The organism is Curtobacterium sp. NPDC089185 (genome assembly GCF_040685235.1).
Taxonomy (GTDB): domain Bacteria; phylum Actinomycetota; class Actinomycetes; order Actinomycetales; family Microbacteriaceae; genus Curtobacterium; species Curtobacterium citri.
In genome coordinates this window covers 281057-300619 of record NZ_JBFBHK010000002.1, presented here as the reverse complement: position 1 = coordinate 300619, position 19563 = coordinate 281057, and the positions used below count along the sequence as shown (strand labels likewise).

Below are 19563 nucleotides of genomic sequence, written 5' to 3'. Positions count from 1 at the left end.
ACACTGTAGGCGGAAGCGGGCGACCCCTGCGGCAATGACCCGAGGTTTCGGGGTTTCCGCGGGAGCCCGATGCCGGTTCGGGAGGGCCGGTGTGGTACCAACGAGGACATGGCCACCGACGACCGCACCGCCCCGTCCGCCCCCGCCACCTCGACGGCGGGCCCGGACCGCCGCCGATCGGTCCCCGCCGAGATCTCCCGCTCCTGGCTCCTCGTGCCGGGCACCGCGGCCGACCGCTTCGAGCGCGCGCAGCGGTCCCGCGCCGACCAGATCATCCTCGACGTCGAGGACGCGGTGGACCCGGCCGCCAAGCCGGGTGCACGACAGACCGTCGCCTCGTGGCTCGCCGGCGGCGGCGAGGCCTGGGTCCGGATCAACGACGTGACCACCCCGTTCTGGGAGGACGACGTCGAGGAGCTCCGCGGCCTGCCCGGTCTCCAGGGCGTGATGCTCGCGAAGACCGAGTCGCCGGCGCAGGTCACGGACACGTGGCACCGTCTCGGCGGCCACACGCCGGTCATCGCCCTCGTCGAGTCCGCGCTCGGCATCGAGGAGTCCACCTCGATCGCCCGGGCGCAGGGTGCGTTCCGTCTGGCGTTCGGCTCCGGCGACTACCGGCGCGACACCGGCACCTCGGCCGACACGCTCGCGATGGCGTACCCCCGCTCGCGGCTGGTCGTGGCGTCGCGCGTCGGCGACCTGCCCGGCCCGATCGACGGGCCCACCGTGGGCTCGGCGCACGCCATCCTCCGCGAGCAGTCCCAGGTCGCGGTGTCGCTCGGCCTGACCGGCAAGCTCTGCCTGGACACCGAGCAGCTCCCGGTCATCAACGAGGTCATCTCGCCGACGCCGACCGACGTGGCGTGGGCGCAGGACTTCCTCGACGACTTCGACGCCCGCGGGCAGGTCATCCGCGACGGGTCCGACCTGCCGCGGCTCGGCCGTGCGCAGAAGATCCAGCGCCTCGCCCGGGCGTTCGGCGTCGAGGCACGGTAGACCGGTCCCCATGACCTGGTCGCACCCGTCCGGCGGTCCGCCGCAGTCCTCGCCCTCGGGGCCGAGCGGTGCCGAACGCGCCGCCTGGGAGCGTGGCGGCACGACGCTGTTCCCCGCCGGTCGGGTCGCCGACCGCGTCTCGACCGTCCTGCTGCTCGTGTCCGGCGCCGTGCTGACGGTGCTCGCCGTCGTGATCGGGATCATCGCGGTCGTGTCCGCCGCCGCGAGCTGCGACGCCGCGGCGGGGTGCTCGCCCGGCCGGTTCCTCGGCGGCGCCGCGATCGCGGCCGGCGGGTCCTTCGTGATCGGTGTCGTGACCGTCGTGCTCGCGATCGGCGCCTGGGTGCGCCGTCGCTCGTCCTGGTGGATCGCGGCGATCGGCTTCGTGCTCGCGATCGCGGTCGTCACGTGGGGCGGGGTCGTCTTCGCCGAGGCCACGGACGGCAGCGCGGCGGGGTCGGTGACCGCGTCGGCCGCGAGCGGACCCGCGGAGCCGACCGCCGGCTGAGGCGCGACCGACCACCGGACGCACGGCGCGGTGCGGGTCGGCACCGCGCCTCCCGTCCGTGTCGACGCTGGGAGTCGCGGTGTCGCCCCGGCGCATGCTCGGGGCATGAAGCAACGAGTCATCGGAGACGTGTCGGTCAGCGCCATCGGACTGGGCGGCATGCCCATGTCGATCGAGGGGCGTCCCGACGAGCGACAGGCGGTCGCCACCATCCACGCGGCGCTCGAGGCGGGCGTCACGCTCATCGACACCGCCGACGCCTACCACCAGGCGGGCCACGACGAGGTCGGCCACAACGAGCTCCTGATCGCGAAGGCGGTGCGGGAGTTCCACGGCGACACGGACGCCGTGCTCATCGCCACCAAGGGCGGGCACCTGCGCCCGGAGGCCGGCCCGTGGGCGCAGGACGGCCGGCCGGAGTACCTCAAGGAGGCCGCGAAGGCCTCGGCGGCTCGGCTCGGCGTCGACGCGATCGGGCTGTACCAGTTCCACCGACCGGACCCCGCGGTGCCGTACGCCGACTCGGTGGGGGCGCTCGCGGAGCTCCTCGACGAGGGCGTCATCCGCATGGCGGGCATCTCGAACGCCGACCCCGACCAGATCCGCACGGCGAACGAGGTCCTCGGCGGCCGACTCGCGTCGGTGCAGAACCAGTACTCGCCGGCGTTCCGCTCCAGCCAGCCGGAACTCGACCTGTGCGACGAGCTCGGCATCGCGTTCCTGCCGTGGAGCCCGCTCGGTGGCATCGCGAAAGCGGCGGACCTCGGCACCGCGTACGAGGACTTCGCCGTGATCGCCCGCGAGCGTGACGTCTCGCCGCAGGTCGTGGCCCTCGCGTGGGAGCTGCAGCAGAGCGACGTCGTGGTCCCGATCCCGGGCGCATCGCGGCCGCAGTCGATCCTCGACTCGGTCGTGGCGGCGACGATCAAGCTCCGCGACGAGGACGTCGAGCGGCTGGACCGGTCGCAGCCCGCGGCCTGACCCCTCCGCGGCGGGCCGGACGCCGGTCGTCTGCGTCCGGTCCTCAGCGGCGCGTACGGTCGGGTGCATGCAGGCGATCACGGCACACGACGGCGGACTCCGACTCGACGACCACGAGGACCCGGTGGCCGGGCCCGGCGAGGTCCTGGTGGAGGTCGCCGGCGCCGGCGTCAACAACGCGGACCTGCAGCAGGTCGCCGGCAACTACCCGCCGCCGCCCGGTGCCTCGGAGGTCCTCGGCCTCGAGGTCTCCGGCACCGTCCGCGCGCTCGGTGACGGCGTCGACGTATTCGCCGTGGGCGACCGGGTCTGCGCCCTGCTCTCCGGCGGTGGCTACGCGACGCTCGTGGCGGTCCCCGCGGCGCAGGTGCTGCCCGTGCCCGACGGCGTCGACCTCGTCGAGGCCGCCGGTCTGCCCGAAGCGGCGTGCACGGTGTACTCGAACGTGGGGATGATCGCGGGCCTCCGAGCGGGGCAGACGCTCCTGGTGCACGGCGGCACCGGCGGCATGGGCTCGCACGCGGTGGTCTGGGCGAAGGCCCTCGGTGCGCGGGTGATCGCGACGAGCGGCGGGGAGCGGAAGGTCCGGGCGTCGCAGGAGCTCGGCGCCGACCTGGTCGTCGACCACCGCACCGAGGACTTCGTCGAGCGCGCCCTGGCGTTCACCGACGGTCGCGGCGTCGACGTCGTGCTCGACGTGGTCGGCGCGGACTACCTGGCGAAGCACCTCGAGGTGCTCGCCCCGAACGGGCACATCGCCGTGATCGCCGCGGGCAGCGGCCAGAAGGGCGAGCTCGACTTCGGCGCGATGATGCGCAAGCGCGCGACGATCAGCGCGACCACCCTGCGCGCCCGGCCGGCGGACGAGAAGGCCGCGATCGTCGCCGCCGTGCGCGAGCACGTGTGGCCGCTCGTCGCCGACGGCAGCGTCCGTCCGGTCGTCGACTCGGTCCTGCCCCTGGCCGAGGCCGCCGAGGCCCACCGCCGGGTCCGCGACGGCGAGGTCATCGGCAAGGTGCTGCTGACGCCCTGACCCGGGCTCGGGGTCACGCGTGCACGCGGGAGAGGAACGCGACGAGCGCCGGGTGCTGCGGCCGGTCGAGCACGTCCGCCGGGGCGCCCTGCTCGACCACCTCGCCCTCGTGCAGGAACACGATCCGGTCCGCGACGTTCCGCGCGAAGGCCATCTCGTGCGTCGTCATGAGGATCGTCGCCCCCTGCTCCTTGAGCTCCCGCACGAGGTCGAGCACCTCGCCGACCAGCTGCGGGTCGAGCGCGCTCGTCACCTCGTCGAGGAGCAGCAGCTCCGGCGACGTCGCGATCGCGCGCACCACGGCGACGCGCTGCTGCTGGCCGCCGGAGAGCCGGTCCGGGTACGCCCCGGCGAAGTCGCCCAGGCCGATCCGGTCGAGCAGCCGTCGGGCGGTCGCCTCGGCCTCGGCCTTCGCGATGCCGTGCACCCGCCGCGACGCGAGGGTCACGTTGTCGAGCACGGTCATGTGCGGGAACAGGTTGAACTGCTGGAACACGACGCCGATCCGCGCGCGGGTGGCGTCCACGTCTATGCGCGGGTCGGCGATGTCGGTGCCCTGCAGCAGGACCTCGCCGTCGTCGATGCCCTCGAGCAGGTTGACGGTCTTCAGGAGCGTCGACTTGCCGGAGCCCGAGGCCCCGATGACGCAGATCACCTCGTGCCGGTGCACGGTCAGGTCGATCCCGCGCAGGACCTCGTGCTCGCCGAACGCCTTGCGCAGGCCGCGCAGTTCCAGCACCACCGACTCGCTCACACCGTCCCCCCGATCTGCTCGCGCTGCTGCTGCCGCCGTGCGATCGCGTCCGTCACGCGGATGAGCGGCAGGCTGATCACGACGAACAGCAGCCCCGCGACGAGGTACGGCGTGAAGTTGTAGGTCTCGGCCTGCGCGATCTGGGCGCTCCGGACCGCGTCGACGGCACCGAGGATCGACACGAGCCCGACGTCCTTCTGCATGGACACGAAGTCGTTCATGAGCGCGGGCGTGACCTTCCGGACCGCCTGCGGCAGGACGACCAGGCGCAACGTCCCCGCGTGCGAGAGCCCGAGCGACCGCGCGGCGAGGCGCTGGGAGGGGTGCACCGCCTCCATCCCGGCGCGGAGCACCTCGGCGACGTAGGACGAGTACGTCAGCACGATCGCGATGGTGCCCCAGACCTCCGGGGGCTGGCGCGGGAAGATGCCGAGGCCCGGGACGCCGAACCCGACCAGGTACAGCACGATGATGAGCGGGAGCCCGCGGAACAGGTCGGTGTACGCCGTGGCGAGCATCCGCAGCGGGAAGAACACCGGGTTGCGCAGCCCCCGCACCACGGCGAGCAGGGTGCCGAGCACCGCGACGCCGATCGCGCTGAAGAACAGGATCCGGACGTTGAGCCACAGGCCGAGCAGGACGTCCGGGAAGGTGTCGATCGCGGTCTGCGGGTCGAAGAACGACTGCTGGACCGCGGCCCACCCCGGCGTGTTCACGACACCGAGCCACACCACCACGACGACGACGAGCGTCGAGACGACCGACACCACGACCGAGCGACGGCCACGCTGCCGGCGGTAGAGCCGACGCTCGGCCTCGACCGGGCTCGGTGCGGGGGCGGCGACCGGGGTGCCGGCACCTGCTGGGGCGGTCACGCGGCTACTTCAGCACGGGGGTGTTCGTCGCCGAGGAGAGCCACTTCGTCTGCAGCTGCTCGAGCGTGCCGTCCTTGCGCAGCGCGGCGAGGGCGTCGTCGACCTTGCTCGTCAGCGCCGAGCCCTTCGGCAGCACGAAGCCGAACTGGTCGCCCGAGCCGTCCTCGGGGAACTGCGCCGAGACCGTGCCGTCGTCGAGCTGCGCGGCGGCCATGTAGAAGGCCGTCGGCAGGTCGGTGACGATGGCGTCGATCTGGCCGGACTTGAGCGCGAGGACGGCATCGTCGTTCGAGTTGAACACCTGCGGGGTGACGCCGAGGACGTCCTTCACGCTGCTGATGCTCGTCGAACCGGACGCGACGCCGATGGTGTCGCCCTTCAGCGCGGCGACGGTCGTGTCGTCGATCGCCTTCGACGACTTCGTGGTCACCACGGCCTGGGTCGTCGTGTAGTACGCCGACGACATGTCGACGGCCTTCTTGCGCTTCGCGTCGATCGAGAACTGCTGGACGTTGAGGTCCCAGTCCTTCGGGCCGGGGGCGATGGCGCTGTCGAACGTGCTGCGCTTCCAGACCACGTCGGACTTCGCGTAGCCCATCTCCTCCGCCACGGCGTAGGCCACGGCGGACTCGAAGCCCTTGCCGGACTGCGGCGCGTCGTCCTCGACCCAGGGCGAGTAGGCCGGCTGGCCGGTGGCGATGGTGAGCTTGCCGTCGGTGACGGTGTCGCCGCCGCTGCCGCTGCCGCTGCCACCAGCGGAGCATGCGGCGAGTGCGAGGGCGGCGACCGCGGCGGTCGCGACGGCGAGGGAGAGACGGCGGGTGCGGGTCACGGGCGGGCCTTCGTCAGGAGGGGCGGGGGCAGGACGCAGTGTACCGGCGAGTGGGATACCAGCGCGAAGGCGACGACCGCTCGTGACGCCGGGAGGACGGCACCGCCGGCGCGGCTCACTCCGCCATCGTGAAGTTGTCGAACGAGAAGCCCGGCGAGACGAGGCAGCTGAGGAGCACCTCGCCCTCGCCCGGGAGCGTCCGCTGCCAGACACCGCCGCGGACGAACGCCTGTGCGTCGTGCACCCGGTGCCGGCCGGCGTCGGGTCCGAGGGTGATGCGGTCGCCCGGCTCCGGCTGGTCGCCGGACCCGCCGAGCTCGAGCACGACGGTGTCCGGACCGTGCCACATCCAGATCTCGTCGCTCGTCACCCGGTGCCAGGCCGAGGCCTCGCCCGGGGGCAGCAGGAAGTGGATGAGCGTCGCGGCGGGCCGCTCCCCCGCCGGGGTCTCGACGGACGCCGGCGAGGTCCAGGTGCGGGTGTACCAGCCGCCCTCCGGGTGCGGTTCCATGCCGAGGGCGACGGCCCGCTGCGGCACGTCGAGCCACTCGATCAGCTCGCCGGTGACGGTGCGGCGGGCGACCATGCCGGGGCGGGGTGCGGTGTCGGTCATCGTTCCTCCAGGGGACGGGTGGGGGCGGGGTGCATCGGGTGGGCTGCGGTCGGAGGGACCGCGCCGGCGGTGGGGTGGACGACGCCGTCCGTCGCGCGGACCGCGCCGCGCACGACCGTCGCGACGGCCCGACCGGCTCCGTCCTCGACGAGTTCGGCCAGGGCGTCCGGCACGGTTCGCGCGTCGACGTCGAAGACCGCGAGGTCGGCACGGGCACCGACCGCCAGGTGCCCGACCCGGTCCGGTCCGACCGCCGTGCCCATGGCGTGCGCGCCGCCGAGCGTGACGGCCGCGAGCAGCCGTTCGTGCAGGTCGCGGTGGCCGTAGCCCTGCGCGCGGGCGATCCGGTGCAGCGCGGTGACGTCCGCCATCGGGTCGAGTGAGGGCGAGGACGACAGCGAGTCCGTGCCGACGGCGATCGGGCTGCCCTCGCGCAGGTAGTCGGCGACCGGCGGCGGGTCGAGGCCGATCACCGCGTTCGACCGCGGGCAGAGCGCGACCGTCGTGCCGCGTGCACGGAGCAGAGCCCGGTCCGATGCGGTCACGTACACGCCGTGCGCGATGTGGCAGTCGGGGCCGAGGACGCCCAGCCGGTCGACGAACGCGGTGGCGCTCGCCCCGAAGCCGAGCGCACGCATCGCCCGGAAGGACGGCACGTTCGCCAGGTGCCAGTCGGCGGTGTGCCAGTCCGCGGAGCGCGCGACGCCGTCGACCCCCTCGAGCCCGGGGACGGGTCCGAGGGCGATCCGCTCCCCCTCGAAGGCGGCCTCACCGAGGTGCAGGTGCAGGCGGAGGCCCCGCTGGCGCACGATGTCCGGCAGCTCGAGGAGCGGTGCCACGTCGAGCGAGTACGGCGCGTGCGGGGACAGTCCCGCGCCGGGTGTGGTCGGGATGCGCGCGAGCTCGTCGAGGACCTGGTCGCGCCCGCGGGACTCCCACGCGGCGTTCTCCCAGTCCATCACCTCCCAGTACGCGATCCCGCCCAGGCCGTGCTGCTCGAGGACGTCCGCGGCCTCGATGTCGGTGACGACGTCCGCGACGCTGGTGACCCCGGCCGCCAGCGAGGCGACCGCTCCGGCCGACGCCTCCGCGCGCCAGTCGTGCGGGAGCGCGTAGTCCTCGTTGAACGCGGCTGCCCAGTCCTCGAAGCCGTCGTACTGCCGCTGTCCGACACCGGACATGCCGGTGTACTGCAGGTGCGTGTGCGCGTTGACCAGGCCCGGCAGGAGGGCGCCCCGCCACCGCCGTTCCGACCAGGGTCGTCCGACCGAGTCGAGCTGGTCGACGACCCACGAGCGGTCGCCGACGTGCAGGATCCGGCCGTCCCGCACCGCGACCGCGCCGTCGGCGATCGGCGGCGCGGTCATCGGGACGACGACGCGCGCCGAGTGCACCACGACGGGTGCCGTGGTCGCGCGCACGACGGAGGCCGCGCTCACGAGGGGTCCCCGAAACGGTGCGTCCGGACGTCGGGCTCGCGGTCGGCGGGCTGCGCGGCTGGCCGGACGGGAGGCGCGTGGCGGCTCCCCCAGGCGGCGAGCGCCGCACGGGCGGTCGCCTCGTCCACCGCGGGGTCGACCGGCACGACGGCACGCTCGAGCTCGTCGCCGCGCTCGAGGAGCATCCGCACCGCGCCGAGCTGCACGGCGAACGACAGGTCCATGACCTCGACGGGGTTGCCCTCGGCGGCGCTGGTGTTCACGCCGTTGCCGCCGGCGAGCACCACCACCTGGTGCCCGTCCGGCCAGGTGAGCCGTTCCGCGTGCGGGGCCTCGGCCGTCCGGACCGCACCCGCGGTCGCTGCGTCGACGAGAGCCACCTCGTGGGCCACGCCCCCCGCGACCGACACGACCGCACCGGAGGCGCACGCACGGAGCACCGCGTGGTCGATCGTGTCCGGCACCCCCGAGGCGCTCACCACGAGGTCCGCCCCGCGCACGGCGTCGACCAGCGGCGCGACGGCGTGCCCGGCGAGCCGTGCCTGCAGGGCACGCACCGGGTCCATGTCGGCGACCGTCACCCGGAGACCCAGCGCCGCGAGCACCTGGGCGACCCCCTCGCCGACCGGACCGTACCCGGCGACGACGGCGGCGCCTCCCGGCCGGACGCGGTGGGCACCGGACGGGAGCCCGTCGATCAGGTCGAGCGTCGCGAACACCGTCGACTGCCCGGTGCCGTACCGGTTGTCCGGGACGGTCTTGGTGCGGGCGTCGTTGACCGCGACGACCGGGATCCCGAGCGTGCCGCGTTCCGCCATCACCCGCAGGGGGCGGAGGCCGCTCGTCGTCTCCTCCGCCGCGCCGAGCATCGTCGGCAGCAGGTCCGGCCGCTCCTGGTGCGCGAGCCGGATCAGGTGGGACCCGTCGTCGAGCAGCACGTGCGGTCGGGTGTCGAGCGCGGCGAGCGCGAGCGCACGCTGCTCGGCGAGCGACGCGGTGCTGCTCGCGTGCACGGGCAGGCCGGCCTCGCGGAGCACCGTGGCGACGGCGTCGTCGGTCTCGTCCGCGTGGGCGTAGACGACCACGTCGGCGCCCGCGTCGCGGAGCAGCAGGCTGAGCACCGCGGTCTTCGGCTCGAGCACCATCGCGACGAGGACCCGGGTCCCGCGGAGCAGACCGTCGTCGCGGAGGTCGGCGGCCAGGGCACGGGAGACCGGCATGGACCGACGGGCCCAGCGGATGCGGGCGGCCGCGGCGGGGTCGTGCTCCGGCTCCCTGCCGGTCGACACGAGGAAGACGTCGTCGGACAGCGCCGGGACGGCGAGGACCCCGGGGCGGGCCGGGGCGACCGGGCCGAAGGCGTCCTCGTCGACGGCCGGAGCGTACCGACCGGCGTCGACGACGACGAGGGTGTCGCCGCGGGGCCGGTCGGCCGCACGTTCGACGGCCGCGGTCGACTCGTCCGGGTCGCCGAGGCACCAGAGCTGGTCGACCGCCTCGTCGTCCGCTGCGACGCGGGCGCCGAGGGCCGTCAGCAGCCCGGCGAGCGCCGCGGCGTCGCGCGGGTCGCCACCGAGGACCCGGACGGCGCGGCCGGCGACGAGCAGGTTCGTCGCGGCGGCGGAACGACGGACGGCGGCGGAGGCCCAGGCGGCCCGCTCGGGGTCGAGTCGCTGCGGCATGGGGCAATCGTAGGGCGCGCGGCGGTCGGATCGGTGCCGTGGTGGTGCTGGCCGGTGCTGCGGCGGGGTCGGGTGGTGCCACGGCGGGGTCGGGTGGTCAGGGGGCGTGCGGGGGCGGGGTCGTCGCCCAGACCGGGGCAGAGGCGATCCGCGCGTCCACCCGGGCACGGTCGACGCGGCGGTGGTGGAGCAGGACCCCGACGAGGACCACGACCCCGACGGCCGTCACCACGAGCAGCCCGACGACGTACAGCGTCGTCGCGACGCCGGCGAGCCCCGGCGGCACCGATCCCGAGGCCGCCGCGGAGAACGGCGTCCCCGTGAGCACGAACGCGAGCACGGTCGACAGCGTCCCGTTGCTGTCCCACAGGCCGTGCAGCACCGCGGAGACGACGTAGGCGACCGGGATCCACCACGACCACCGGAACCGGGCACCGCCGCGGGCGGCACCGAACAGGACGGCACCGATGATCGCCGTCCAGAGCACGTGCCCCACGGGCGAGAGCACGGCGCGGACCACCTCGGTCTGCAGCAGCGAGACGAGGTCGATGCCGCGCTGGGTGATCGCCGCGTTGAAGGCGTACCCGGCGGACTCGAACGCGGCGAAGCCGGCCCCGATCGTCGCGCCGAGCAGGGCACCCTGACGCGCGGACTTCGGCCGTACCCGCCAGCCGACGACGAGCAGCAGCACGGCCTTGACGAACTCCTCGACGAACCCGACCACGACGTAGATGAACGCGCCCTGGCGCAGGTCGGCCTCGAGCAGCGACGCCCCGAGCACGCCGAGGATCCCGCCCACGAAGAACGCCGTGACGAGCTGCAGCGTGCTCACCGTGCCGGTCACCCGCTCGATCACGAAGAGCACCACCGTGAACGGCACCAGGAAGCTGCCGAGCAGGATGATCGTCGGCACGAGGTTCGTGTTGCTCGTGACGACGGTGACGACGATCGTCACCACCCAGAGCAGGAACCCGGCGAGCAGGGTCTTCCACCACCAGCCGTGGCGGTGGTGCGGGTGGACGGCGCCGTCCGGGATCGCGGTCATGGCGCCATCGTGCTCCCCGCCACGGCTGCCCGGTGCGGGGAATGTCCGGTCCCGGCCGGACGTACTGTTGGGACATGACCGACGCGACGTTCGACAAGGTGACCATGTTCGGTGCGGACTGGTGCCGCGACTGCCGACGCTCGAAGGCGCTGCTCGACCGGCTCGGCGTGGACCACGACTACGTCGACGTCGAGGCGGACCCGTCCGCGGCGGACCGTGCGGAGGCGATCAGCGGACGCAAGAACATCCCCGTGGTGGTCCTGCCGGACGGCCGGCACCTCGTCGAGCCCTCGGACGCCGAACTGCAGGCCGCACTGACGGCCAGCGGTGTCGTCTGACGGCTCCGGTCCGGCGCCTCGGACCTGAACCTCCGCGCAGGCTGGGTACGTGCTGAGGGAAGCCGGTGTTCACTCGGGCACCGACCACGATCGCGGGCACCCCTGACCGCGGCAAGGTCCGACCCCAGGAGGACACCGTGCTCGGTCTCATCATCAGCCTCATCATCATCGGCCTCATCGCGGGTGCCCTCGCGCGGCTGATCATCCCCGGCAAGCAGCAGATGTCGATCCTCATGACGATCGTCCTCGGCATCGTCGGTTCGTTCGTCGGCGGGTTCCTCGGCTTCCTGATCTTCCAGCACGACCCGATGGACGGCTTCTTCCAGCCGGCCGGCATCATCGGCTCGATCATCGGTGCCGTCATCGTGCTGTTCCTCTACACGCGCTTCGCCGGGCGGGGCGCGCGCCGCTGACGCTGCCTCCCGCACCGCTGACACCCCGGGACCGCACGACGCGGGCCCGGGGTGTCGTCGTCGTACCGCAAGGCTCGGCGCACCCGGGTCGCACGCGATGCCGGGGGACCCAGGGTGCAGCGCGTACCGTCCCCGCCATGACCGACGACACCGAACGCTCCCGCCCCGAGGACGACGCTGCACGACTCGGACTCGTCGTGGTCGGCGAGGCCGCTGCCCTGCACGCCGGGGACGACGCCGCGCTGGACGCCAGCGAGGCGAACATCCGCGACACCGTCGACAGCATGGTCGACGAACCCCTCACCCCGCGGCAGGAGGAGGTGGTGGAGCGGCTCGCCGCCGCCGGTGGCACGCTCACCGCCGGACTGAGCGGCGCACTCGCGGCGAAGACGGGCGGCAGCGTCGAGGACGTCCTCGGCGGTGCTGCGCGCAGCGTCGTGTGGCAGCAGCGGCTGGCGGCGGAGCGCGACGGGCTCGGCGAGCGCGAGGACGCCGGCGGCCAGCAGCGTCGCAACGAGGACGGCAGCGAGCAGGACTGACCGACACCGGGACCGTCCCACGGCGGGACCATCCGGACGGACGACGACGGGCGCGGCGGGGAGCATCCCGCCGCGCCCGTCGTGACGTGCCCGGTCGTCCGATCAGTCCGCGGTCGCGGTCTCCTGCTCACGGACGACGGCACGCGCCGCTGCCTGGCCGGTCGTGGTGCTCTTGACGATGTCGCTCAGCGTGAACCCGGCCGTGGTCCCGAGCAGCGCGTCGACCTCGCTGAACTGGCTCACGACGCTCTTGGACAGGGCACCGGCACCGTCCGAGGACACCACGGTGAGCTTGTCGATGTTCCCCATCGGGGCGGCGAGCTCACGGGCGATGCTCGGCAGCGTCTCGATGGCCTTGACGCGGAGGACGGCCTCGGAGTGCTGCGCGAGTGCGTCGGCCTGGGCCTTCGTCGCGTCGGCCTCGGCCTGGCCCTTGGCGCGGATCGCGTCGGCTGCGGCCTCGCCCTCGGCACGGGAGGCGTCGGCTGCCAGCTTGCGGGCAGCGGCCTCGGCCTGCGCCTCGGCGGCGACTGCCTCGGCCGAGATGCGGCGGGCCTCGGCCTGGGCGCGGGCGGTCTCGACCTGTGCGGCCGCGGCGGCCTCGGCCTCGACCCGGGTCTTCCGTGCGTTCGCCTCGGCCACGGCGGAGACCTCGGACTCGAGCTCGGCTCGACGGAGCTCGGCTCGCTTCTGCGCGGTGATCTGCTCCTGCTCGACGACGCCCTGGGACGCCCGTGCCTGGGCGAGCGGGCCGGCGGCAGCGGCCTCGGCGGAGGCACGGTCGGCGTCGAGCTGCAGTGCGGCACGACGGATGGCGAGGGTGTTCTCGGCCTCGGCGATCGCCTGGTCCGCGGTGGCCCGGGCCTCACGTGCCTCGCGGTCGGCCTGCGCCTCGGCGTTCTCGGCCTCGAGCCGCACGCGGGCACGCTCGGCCCGACCGAGGTCGCTGATGTAGTCGTTGCGGTCGGAGATGCCCTTGATCTCGAACGAGTCGACGTCGAGCCCCTGGCTGTGCAGGGCGTCCTTCGCCACGTCGAGCACCGCGACCGTGAGCTGGTCGCGGTTGCGGATGATCGTCGACACGTCGGTGGCACCGATCGAGGCGCGGAGCGATCCGGAGAGGACCTCCCGTGCGAAGTCGTCGATCTTCTTCTCCTGGCCGAGGAAGCGCTGCGCCGCCGCGCGGATCGACGCGTCGGCCTCGCCCACCTTGACGAGCGCCACGGCCTCGACGTCGATCGTGACGCCGCGGGAGTCCTGGGCGTTCACGTTGATGTCGATCGCCCGCGAGGACAGCGAGATCTTCGCCACCCGCTCGAAGAACGGCCGGACGAGCACACCCGCGCCGAGCACGACCTTGATGCCGGACTCCACCGTCTCGGTGCCGTCCGGGTTCTTGACCTTGCGGGACCGCTTGCCGGTGATGATGAGCGCCTCGTCCGCACCGGCGTTGCGGTAGACGAGCTTGGCGTACACGAGCACGATGACGGCGAGGACGACGATCCCCACGATGACGAGCGGGACGGCGCCGAGCGCGAGCAGGACTTCCATGGTGATTCCCCCGAGCGGGCCCGCCACGGTCGGTCGTGACCGGGATTCCGCATCTGTTGTTCCGTCGCGCCCATCCTAGGAGCGCGGCGCGGTGCCGCGGCAGCCCCGGGACGGGGGCTGTGGAGAACCCCGCCGGACACGACGGGAGGCGCGGTGCAGGTCGGGACCTGCACCGCGCCTCCCGTCCGGTGGTCGCGTCGGCTGCCTACGCGCCCTGCTGCCACCAGTCGTCGAAGGGCGTCGCGGGGACGCGACGCTTGTGCTCGGTCGCGCGGTAGCGCGTCTCGATCGCCTCGGCGACCTCGGCCGGCACGTCGTGCCCCTGCAGGTACGCGTCGATCTCCGCGTACGTGAGCCCGAGGTTGGCCTCGTCCGTCTGACCGGGCAGGTCGTCGAGCAGGTCCGCGGTGGGTGCCTTCTCGTAGAGGCGGGCCGGAGCACCGAGGTGCTCGAGCAGCTGCCGGCCCTGCGTCTTCGTGAGGCCGGTGAGCGGCGTGAGGTCCACGCCGCCGTCGCCGTACTTCGTGAAGAAGCCCGTCACGGCCTCGGCCGCGTGGTCCGTCCCCACGACGAGGAGCCCGAGCTGCCCCGCGACCGCGTACTGCGCGACCATCCGCGTCCGCGCCTTGACGTTCCCCTTGACGAAGTCGCTCAGCTCGACGCCCGACGCCGCCGTGTCCTGCACGACACCGTCGACGCCGTGCTCGATGTTGACGACGATGCCCGGCTCGGCGGCGATGAACTGCAGGGCGAGCTGCGCGTCGTCCTCGTCCGCCTGCACCCGGTACGGCATCCGCACGGTGACGAAGCGGACGTCGTGCCCCTCGGCCCGGAGGGACTCGGTGGCGAGCTGCACGAGGCGCCCGGCGAGCGTCGAGTCCTGGCCGCCGCTCACGGCGAGGACGTAGCCCTTCGCACCGGTGGTGGTCAGGTAGTCACGGAGGAACCCGACGCGTCGGGCGACCTCCTGCTCCGGGTCGATGGTCGGCTGGACGTCGAGGTCCGCGGCGATGGTGGCTTGGAGTTCACGCACGCGACCAGTATCGCGCGCCGTCCCCACCGACGCCCGGATTCACCGCGGGCACCCGGCTCCCGTTCACCGGGCCGACTCGTCCGCCCGACCTCAGCCGATCGACGGGGCAGCGTGCCGGATCGTGTTGTCGTGGTCCGCACCGATCGCGCACGTGCAGACGACCCGCAGGGTCTCGTCGGTGCGGCTCAACCGGAACCGCTCGACGTGCGGCGGTCCGATGTGACGGTCGAACGGATGGGTGTCGTGGTCGTGCACGTCGGGTCCTCCCTGATCCGGACTCCGCTGGTGAGGCAGAGGAGGGCTCCTGGGAGCCCTTGCCCGAGATTCTCCACGTGGGCCACGCCGCGCCGCGATACCCCTGTACGGGGGTCCCGTAGCCTCGGCGATCAGACCCGCTCGGCCCTCAGACCTGCTCGCCGAGGAAGTCGGCGTAGGACGGTTCGTCGTGGTCGGCGCCCGCCGGGCCCGCGGCGTCGGAGGTACCGCCGACGCGGTCGGCGATCATCTGGGCGACCTCGTCGGGGGAACGCAGGCCGTGCCGGTGCCAGTCCTCTGCGAAGCGGGGCGTCACGAGAGCACCGACAGCGCGGTCGTGACGAAGGGGGAGGACACGGGGTAGCGGGTCTGGCCCGCGGAGAAGTCGAGGTGCGTGGAGCACGTGCAGCGCATGGCGGTCACGAGACAGCCTTCCGTCGGAGTGGTGCGCACTCCGGATCCGACCGGGCCGTCCCGCTGTGCCAGACCTCGCAGACCGCGAGGGCATCGTGACGACGGGACCCTGAAGGAGAACCCGGTGACTCCAGGGTAGAAGTGGGTGGACCACGCGTCCACGACGATGCGTTTACCGGCGACCGCGTCCGCGTGCGCCCGTCGGCTGACCGCGCTCTCCACGGGTCCGTCGGTGCCCGACCCGAGGAGCCGCCGCATCGGTAGCGTGGTGGCTCCGCACGACACCGAGGAGCCCCATGCCCCTGTTCGGCAACACCGCCGCCCCGCCAGACGCCACCCCGGGACCCTTCGTCCGCAAGTGGACGGACGGCTTCGGGAGCCTCGCCACCCGGTGCCTGCAGGTGATCATCGTGCTCGTGGTCGCGATCGGCATCGTCTACGCCGCCGCGACCCTCAGCGTCGTCACCATCCCGGTGCTGCTCGCGCTCATCATCGCCTCGGCCATGCACCCCGTCGTCTCCTGGCTCCGCCGCCACGGAGTGCCGTCCGTGCTGGCGACCCTGATCGTCCTCGTCGGGGTGCTGATCGTCCTCGGGCTCGTCGGCTGGCTCATCGTCGTCGCCGTGATCTCGCAGTGGCCGGACCTGCAGAAGTCCGCCGTCGAGGGCTTCGGCCAGCTGCAGGACTTCGTGGCGCACCTGCCGTTCGCGATCTCCGACCAGCAGGTCGACGAGGCCGTCAAGGGCGTCCAGGGCTTCCTGACCAGCTCGCAGTTCGGCTCCGGCGCACTGGCCGGGGCATCCGCCACCGCGAACTTCCTCACCGGCCTCGTGCTGATGATCGTGGTGCTCTTCTTCTTCCTGAAGGACGGCCCGGCGATCTGGGAGTTCCTGCTGCGCCCCTTCACCGGCGCCCGCTACGAGCGCGCCCGCCGGGTGGGTGACCGCGTCGTGCAGACCCTCGGCGGCTACGTCCGCGGGACGGCGAGCGTCGCCGCGGTGGACGCGGTCGGCATCGGCGTCGGCCTGGCGATCATCGGGGTCCCGCTGGCACTCCCCCTGGCCGTCGTCGTGTTCATCACCGCCTTCATCCCGATCGTCGGTGCCACGGCCGCCGGGATCCTCGCGGCGCTCGTCGCGTTGGTCGCGAACGGGCCGGTCGCCGCGCTCATCGTCGTCGGCATCGTGGTGCTCGTGAACCAGCTCGAGGGCAACCTGCTGCAGCCGGTCCTGATGGGCAAGACGCTCAAGCTGCACGGCCTGGTCATCCTCATCGGCCTGACCGCCGGCACCGTCCTCGCCGGCATCACCGGTGCGATCATCTCGGTCCCGCTGCTCGCGGCGGCCTGGGGTGCCGTGCAGGTGTGGGACGCGCCGGGCCAGCCGGCCCTGCCGTGGCGGCAGAAGCGTCCGGAGACCGCCGAGCGGCGGTAGTCGGTCACAGCAGACGGACGGGAGGCGCGGTGCCGGCTGGCACCGCGCCTCCCGTCCGTCTGCGGTGTGGGTCAGTCCGTGCCGGAGTCGAACGCGGCGCCCTCGGACGCCGCGTCGGTCGCGCGGCCGAGCGCCTCGTCCTCGCTGGAGACAATCGCTCCGCCGAGGATCTCCTCGGCCTCGCCCGACTGCAGCTCGCCGACGAGCTCGCCCGTCGCGCCGCCGATCAGCCCGGCCGCCGCGTACTGCTCGAGGCGCGAACGCGAGTCCGCGATGTCGAGGTTCCGCATCGTGAGCTGACCGATCCGGTCGTCGGGGCCGAACGCCGCATCGCCGACGCGCTCCATCGAGAGCTTGTCGGGGTGGTACGACAGCGCCGGACCGGTCGTGTCGAGGATCGTGTAGTCGTCGCCGCGACGCAGGCGCAGCGTGACCTCGCCGGTGACGGCCGAGGCGACCCAGCGCTGCAGCGACTCGCGCAGCATGAGGGACTGCGGGTCGAGCCACCGGCCCTCGTACATCAGGCGACCGAGGCGTCGACCCTCGTTGTGGTACGCCGCGACGGTGTCCTCGTTGTGGATCGCGTTGAGCAGCCGCTCGTAGGCGATGTGCAGCAGCGCCATGCCCGGGGCCTCGTAGATGCCCCGGCTCTTCGCCTCGATGATGCGGTTCTCGATCTGGTCCGACGCACCGAGACCGTGGCGACCGCCGATCGCGTTCGCCTCGTAGACGAGGGCGACGGCGTCGGCGAACTCGGTGCCGTTGATCGCGACCGGGCGACCGGCCTCGAAGCGGACGGAGACCTCCTCCGTGGCGACCTCGACGTCGTCACGCCAGGCGGCGACGCCCATGATCGGCTCGACGATGTCCAGACCGCTCGAGAGCTCCTCGAGGCTCTTCGCCTCGTGGGTCGCGCCCCAGATGTTCGCGTCGGTCGAGTAGGCCTTCTCGGTGGAGTCGCGGTACGGGAACCCGCGGGCGACGAGCCACTCGCTCATCTCCTTGCGACCGCCGAGCTCCTCGACGAACTCGGTGTCGAGCCACGGCTTGTAGACGCGCAGGCGCGGGTTCGCCATGAGGCCGTAACGGTAGAACCGCTCGATGTCGTTGCCCTTGTAGGTGGAGCCGTCGCCCCAGATGTCGACGCCGTCCTCCTTCATGGCGCGGACGAGCATCGTGCCCGTCACCGCGCGGCCGAGGGGCGTCGTGTTGAAGTAGGTCTTGCCGCCGGAGCGGATGTGGAAGGCACCGGTCTGCAGTGCGACGAGGCCCTCTTCCACGAGGGCGCTCTTCGCGTCGACGATGCGGGCGATCTCGGCGCCGTACTCCTTCGCGCGACCGGGGACGGCGTCGATGTCCGGCTCGTCGTACTGGCCGATGTCGGCCGTGTACGTGCAGGGCACCGCTCCCTTCTCGCGCATCCAGGCGACCGCGCAGGAGGTGTCGAGCCCTCCCGAGAACGCGATGCCGACTCGTTCGCCGACGGGGAGACTGCTCAGGACCTTGGACACGGGGTCAATCGTACGGGGCGCGCTGCCCGGGCTACCGTCCAGCGCGACGGTTGTGGAGAACCCGGCCCGGTTCGGCTCGAGAAAGTGTGCCCCTGGAGGGACTCGAACCCCCAACCGTTTCCTTAGGACGGAACTGCTCTTCCGTTGAGCTACAGAGGCTGGCCCCACCACTCTAGCGGCGGATCGCCCCGCGGTACGGCTCCAGGAACGTCCGGAGCTCCTCGACGTACAGCTCCGGCACCTCGAACGGTGCGAAGTGCCCGCCGCGCTCGAGTTCCCGGTGGTACACGAGGTTCGTCGTGCGCTCGAGCCACTCCCGCGGCGCCCGGACGATGTCGCCCGGGAACACCGAGAAGCCGGACGGCACCACGACCCGACGGGACAGCTGCGCCGCCGGGATCGCCGCGTTCGCGTGGTACATCCGCATCGCCGACCCGATCGTCGCCGTGGCCCAGTACTCGGTCAGGAGTGCGAGCACCTCGTCCCGCGTGTACACCGACCACAGGTCGCCGCCGCAGTCGCTCCAGGACCGTAGCTTCTCGACGATCCACGCCGCGAGCCCCGCGGGCGAGTCCGTGAGGCCGACCGCCGCGGTCTGGGGCTTCGTGCGGTGCATCATCGCGTACGCGCCCTCCGCCGTGCGCCACTGCTCCGTCGCACGCACGAACGAGCGCTCCGCGGGCGACAGCTCGGTCTCGTCGAGCCCCGGCCACGCCAGCCCGCCGTCGATCCGGTGCACGGCGACGACCCGGTCGGGGTGGTCGAGCGCGAGGTACCGGGCCACGTTCGTGCCGATGTCGCCGCCGGACACGGCGAAGCGCTCGTACCCGAGGTCGGTCATGAGCGTGGCCCACATGCCGGCGACCTCGCGGGCGTCGAGCACCCGCGGCGGCGCGTCCGAGAACCCGTACCCGGGCATGTCCGGCACGACGACGTCGAACCCGGCAGCGACGAGCACCGGCAGCACCTTCCGGTACCGCCACCCTGAATCCGGCCAGCCGTGCGCCAGCAGCAGGGGCAGCGGGTCCTCGGTGTCCGCCCGGGCATGGAGCACGTGCACGTCGATCCCGTCGACGGCCACCCGGCGCGAGGGCAGCGCCGCCAGCGCCGCCCGGTGCGCGTCGAAGTCGAAGCCGTCGGCCCAGTACTCGACGAGCGGCCGGAGCTCGGCCACGTCGACGCCCAGCGACCACCCGGTGCCGGCGGGTGCGTCCGGCCAGCGCGTGGCACGGAGCCGGGTGCGGAGGTCCTGGATGGTGGCGTCGTCGATCACCGGCGTCTCGCTCATGCTGCGCACGCTACGCCCGCCCGTTCCTTC

General features: G+C 73.0%; 21 protein-coding genes and 1 tRNA gene. 8 read left to right on the top strand and 14 right to left on the bottom strand.

Annotated features, from left to right (window positions below; all coding sequences use genetic code 11):
* Positions 1-108 precede the first annotated feature (108 nt).
* The 4 genes from AB0N84_RS03390 to AB0N84_RS03375 all read left to right on the top strand — a co-directional run bounded on the left by AB0N84_RS03390 (position 109) and on the right by AB0N84_RS03375 (position 3518).
* Positions 109-996 carry a CoA ester lyase gene (locus AB0N84_RS03390; protein ID WP_220456195.1) on the top strand — a complete coding sequence of 296 codons (888 nt, stop codon included), beginning with the start codon at positions 109-111 and terminating at the stop codon, positions 994-996.
* A 10-nt stretch (positions 997-1006) separates the two neighbouring features.
* Complete coding sequence (locus AB0N84_RS03385) at positions 1007-1504, top strand: DUF6264 family protein (RefSeq protein ID WP_289459675.1); 498 nt, start codon at positions 1007-1009, stop codon at positions 1502-1504.
* Positions 1505-1609: 105 nt separating this feature from the next.
* Positions 1610-2485, top strand: coding sequence for an aldo/keto reductase (locus tag AB0N84_RS03380; protein ID WP_289459676.1), 876 nt, complete (start codon positions 1610-1612; stop codon positions 2483-2485).
* A gap of 67 nt (positions 2486-2552) precedes the next feature.
* Complete coding sequence (locus tag AB0N84_RS03375) at positions 2553-3518, top strand: NAD(P)H-quinone oxidoreductase (protein WP_363543731.1); 966 nt, start codon at positions 2553-2555, stop codon at positions 3516-3518.
* Between the two features lie 13 nt (positions 3519-3531).
* Here AB0N84_RS03375 and AB0N84_RS03370 read toward each other — a convergent pair whose 3' ends face one another.
* The 7 genes from AB0N84_RS03370 to AB0N84_RS03340 all read right to left on the bottom strand — a co-directional run bounded on the left by AB0N84_RS03370 (position 3532) and on the right by AB0N84_RS03340 (position 10758).
* Entirely contained in the window at positions 3532-4272 is a 741-nt protein-coding gene (locus tag AB0N84_RS03370) for an amino acid ABC transporter ATP-binding protein (protein ID WP_363543729.1), read from the bottom strand.
* The gene (locus AB0N84_RS03365) at positions 4269-5147 is read right to left on the bottom strand and encodes an amino acid ABC transporter permease (RefSeq protein WP_069711303.1); all 879 of its coding nucleotides are present in this window, start codon (positions 5145-5147) and stop codon (positions 4269-4271) included. The genes AB0N84_RS03370 and AB0N84_RS03365 overlap by 4 nt, the downstream gene beginning before the upstream one ends.
* A gap of 4 nt (positions 5148-5151) precedes the next feature.
* A complete protein-coding gene (locus AB0N84_RS03360; protein WP_363543726.1) occupies positions 5152-5979 on the bottom strand; it encodes an ABC transporter substrate-binding protein in 828 nt (275 codons plus the stop codon).
* 115 nt (positions 5980-6094) lie between these two features.
* The gene (locus AB0N84_RS03355) at positions 6095-6592 is read right to left on the bottom strand and encodes a cupin domain-containing protein (protein ID WP_363543724.1); all 498 of its coding nucleotides are present in this window, start codon (positions 6590-6592) and stop codon (positions 6095-6097) included.
* Positions 6589-8031: an amidohydrolase family protein gene (locus tag AB0N84_RS03350; RefSeq protein ID WP_363543722.1), complete on the bottom strand. Its 1443-nt coding sequence runs from the start codon at positions 8029-8031 to the stop codon at positions 6589-6591. The genes AB0N84_RS03355 and AB0N84_RS03350 overlap by 4 nt, the downstream gene beginning before the upstream one ends.
* On the bottom strand, positions 8028-9713 hold the full coding sequence (locus AB0N84_RS03345; RefSeq protein ID WP_363543720.1) for an adenosylhomocysteinase: 1686 nt from the start codon (positions 9711-9713) through the stop codon (positions 8028-8030). The genes AB0N84_RS03350 and AB0N84_RS03345 overlap by 4 nt, the downstream gene beginning before the upstream one ends.
* 97 nt (positions 9714-9810) lie before the next feature.
* Positions 9811-10758 carry a PrsW family glutamic-type intramembrane protease gene (locus AB0N84_RS03340; protein WP_363543718.1) on the bottom strand — a complete coding sequence of 316 codons (948 nt, stop codon included), beginning with the start codon at positions 10756-10758 and terminating at the stop codon, positions 9811-9813.
* Positions 10759-10832: 74 nt separating this feature from the next.
* Here AB0N84_RS03340 and AB0N84_RS03335 point away from each other — a divergent pair, with 74 nt between their 5' ends.
* From AB0N84_RS03335 to AB0N84_RS03325, 3 genes are all read left to right on the top strand, one after another.
* Positions 10833-11096, top strand: a complete 264-nt coding sequence (locus AB0N84_RS03335) for a glutaredoxin family protein (RefSeq protein WP_363543716.1) — start codon at positions 10833-10835, stop codon at positions 11094-11096.
* A gap of 137 nt (positions 11097-11233) precedes the next feature.
* Entirely contained in the window at positions 11234-11509 is a 276-nt protein-coding gene (locus AB0N84_RS03330; RefSeq protein ID WP_069711455.1) for a GlsB/YeaQ/YmgE family stress response membrane protein, read from the top strand.
* A gap of 137 nt (positions 11510-11646) precedes the next feature.
* Positions 11647-12048 (top strand): hypothetical protein, encoded by a 402-nt coding sequence (locus AB0N84_RS03325; protein WP_141718792.1) that lies wholly within the window; start codon positions 11647-11649, stop codon positions 12046-12048.
* A gap of 102 nt (positions 12049-12150) precedes the next feature.
* Here the strand turns inward: AB0N84_RS03325 and AB0N84_RS03320 are convergent, their stop codons facing one another.
* The 4 genes from AB0N84_RS03320 to AB0N84_RS03305 all read right to left on the bottom strand — a co-directional run bounded on the left by AB0N84_RS03320 (position 12151) and on the right by AB0N84_RS03305 (position 15203).
* On the bottom strand, positions 12151-13599 hold the full coding sequence (locus AB0N84_RS03320) for a flotillin family protein (protein WP_182046184.1): 1449 nt from the start codon (positions 13597-13599) through the stop codon (positions 12151-12153).
* 205 nt (positions 13600-13804) lie between these two features.
* A complete protein-coding gene (gene nadE, locus AB0N84_RS03315) occupies positions 13805-14632 on the bottom strand; it encodes an ammonia-dependent NAD(+) synthetase (protein WP_363543713.1) in 828 nt (275 codons plus the stop codon).
* Between the two features lie 90 nt (positions 14633-14722).
* Entirely contained in the window at positions 14723-14887 is a 165-nt protein-coding gene (locus tag AB0N84_RS03310; RefSeq protein WP_289459685.1) for a hypothetical protein, read from the bottom strand.
* A gap of 148 nt (positions 14888-15035) precedes the next feature.
* A complete protein-coding gene (locus tag AB0N84_RS03305) occupies positions 15036-15203 on the bottom strand; it encodes a hypothetical protein (protein WP_289459686.1) in 168 nt (55 codons plus the stop codon).
* A gap of 394 nt (positions 15204-15597) precedes the next feature.
* Between AB0N84_RS03305 and AB0N84_RS03300 the strand changes: the two genes are divergently transcribed.
* Positions 15598-16734 (top strand): AI-2E family transporter, encoded by a 1137-nt coding sequence (locus tag AB0N84_RS03300; protein ID WP_289459687.1) that lies wholly within the window; start codon positions 15598-15600, stop codon positions 16732-16734.
* A 71-nt stretch (positions 16735-16805) separates the two neighbouring features.
* Here the strand turns inward: AB0N84_RS03300 and argG are convergent, their stop codons facing one another.
* The 3 genes from argG to AB0N84_RS03285 form a co-directional block, all read right to left on the bottom strand.
* Positions 16806-18245 carry an argininosuccinate synthase gene (argG, locus tag AB0N84_RS03295; protein ID WP_069713331.1) on the bottom strand — a complete coding sequence of 480 codons (1440 nt, stop codon included), beginning with the start codon at positions 18243-18245 and terminating at the stop codon, positions 16806-16808.
* Between the two features lie 87 nt (positions 18246-18332).
* Positions 18333-18404 (bottom strand) — tRNA-Arg (locus tag AB0N84_RS03290).
* A 13-nt stretch (positions 18405-18417) separates the two neighbouring features.
* Positions 18418-19533: an epoxide hydrolase family protein gene (locus AB0N84_RS03285; RefSeq protein ID WP_363543710.1), complete on the bottom strand. Its 1116-nt coding sequence runs from the start codon at positions 19531-19533 to the stop codon at positions 18418-18420.
* Between the last annotated feature and the right edge of the window lie 30 nt (positions 19534-19563).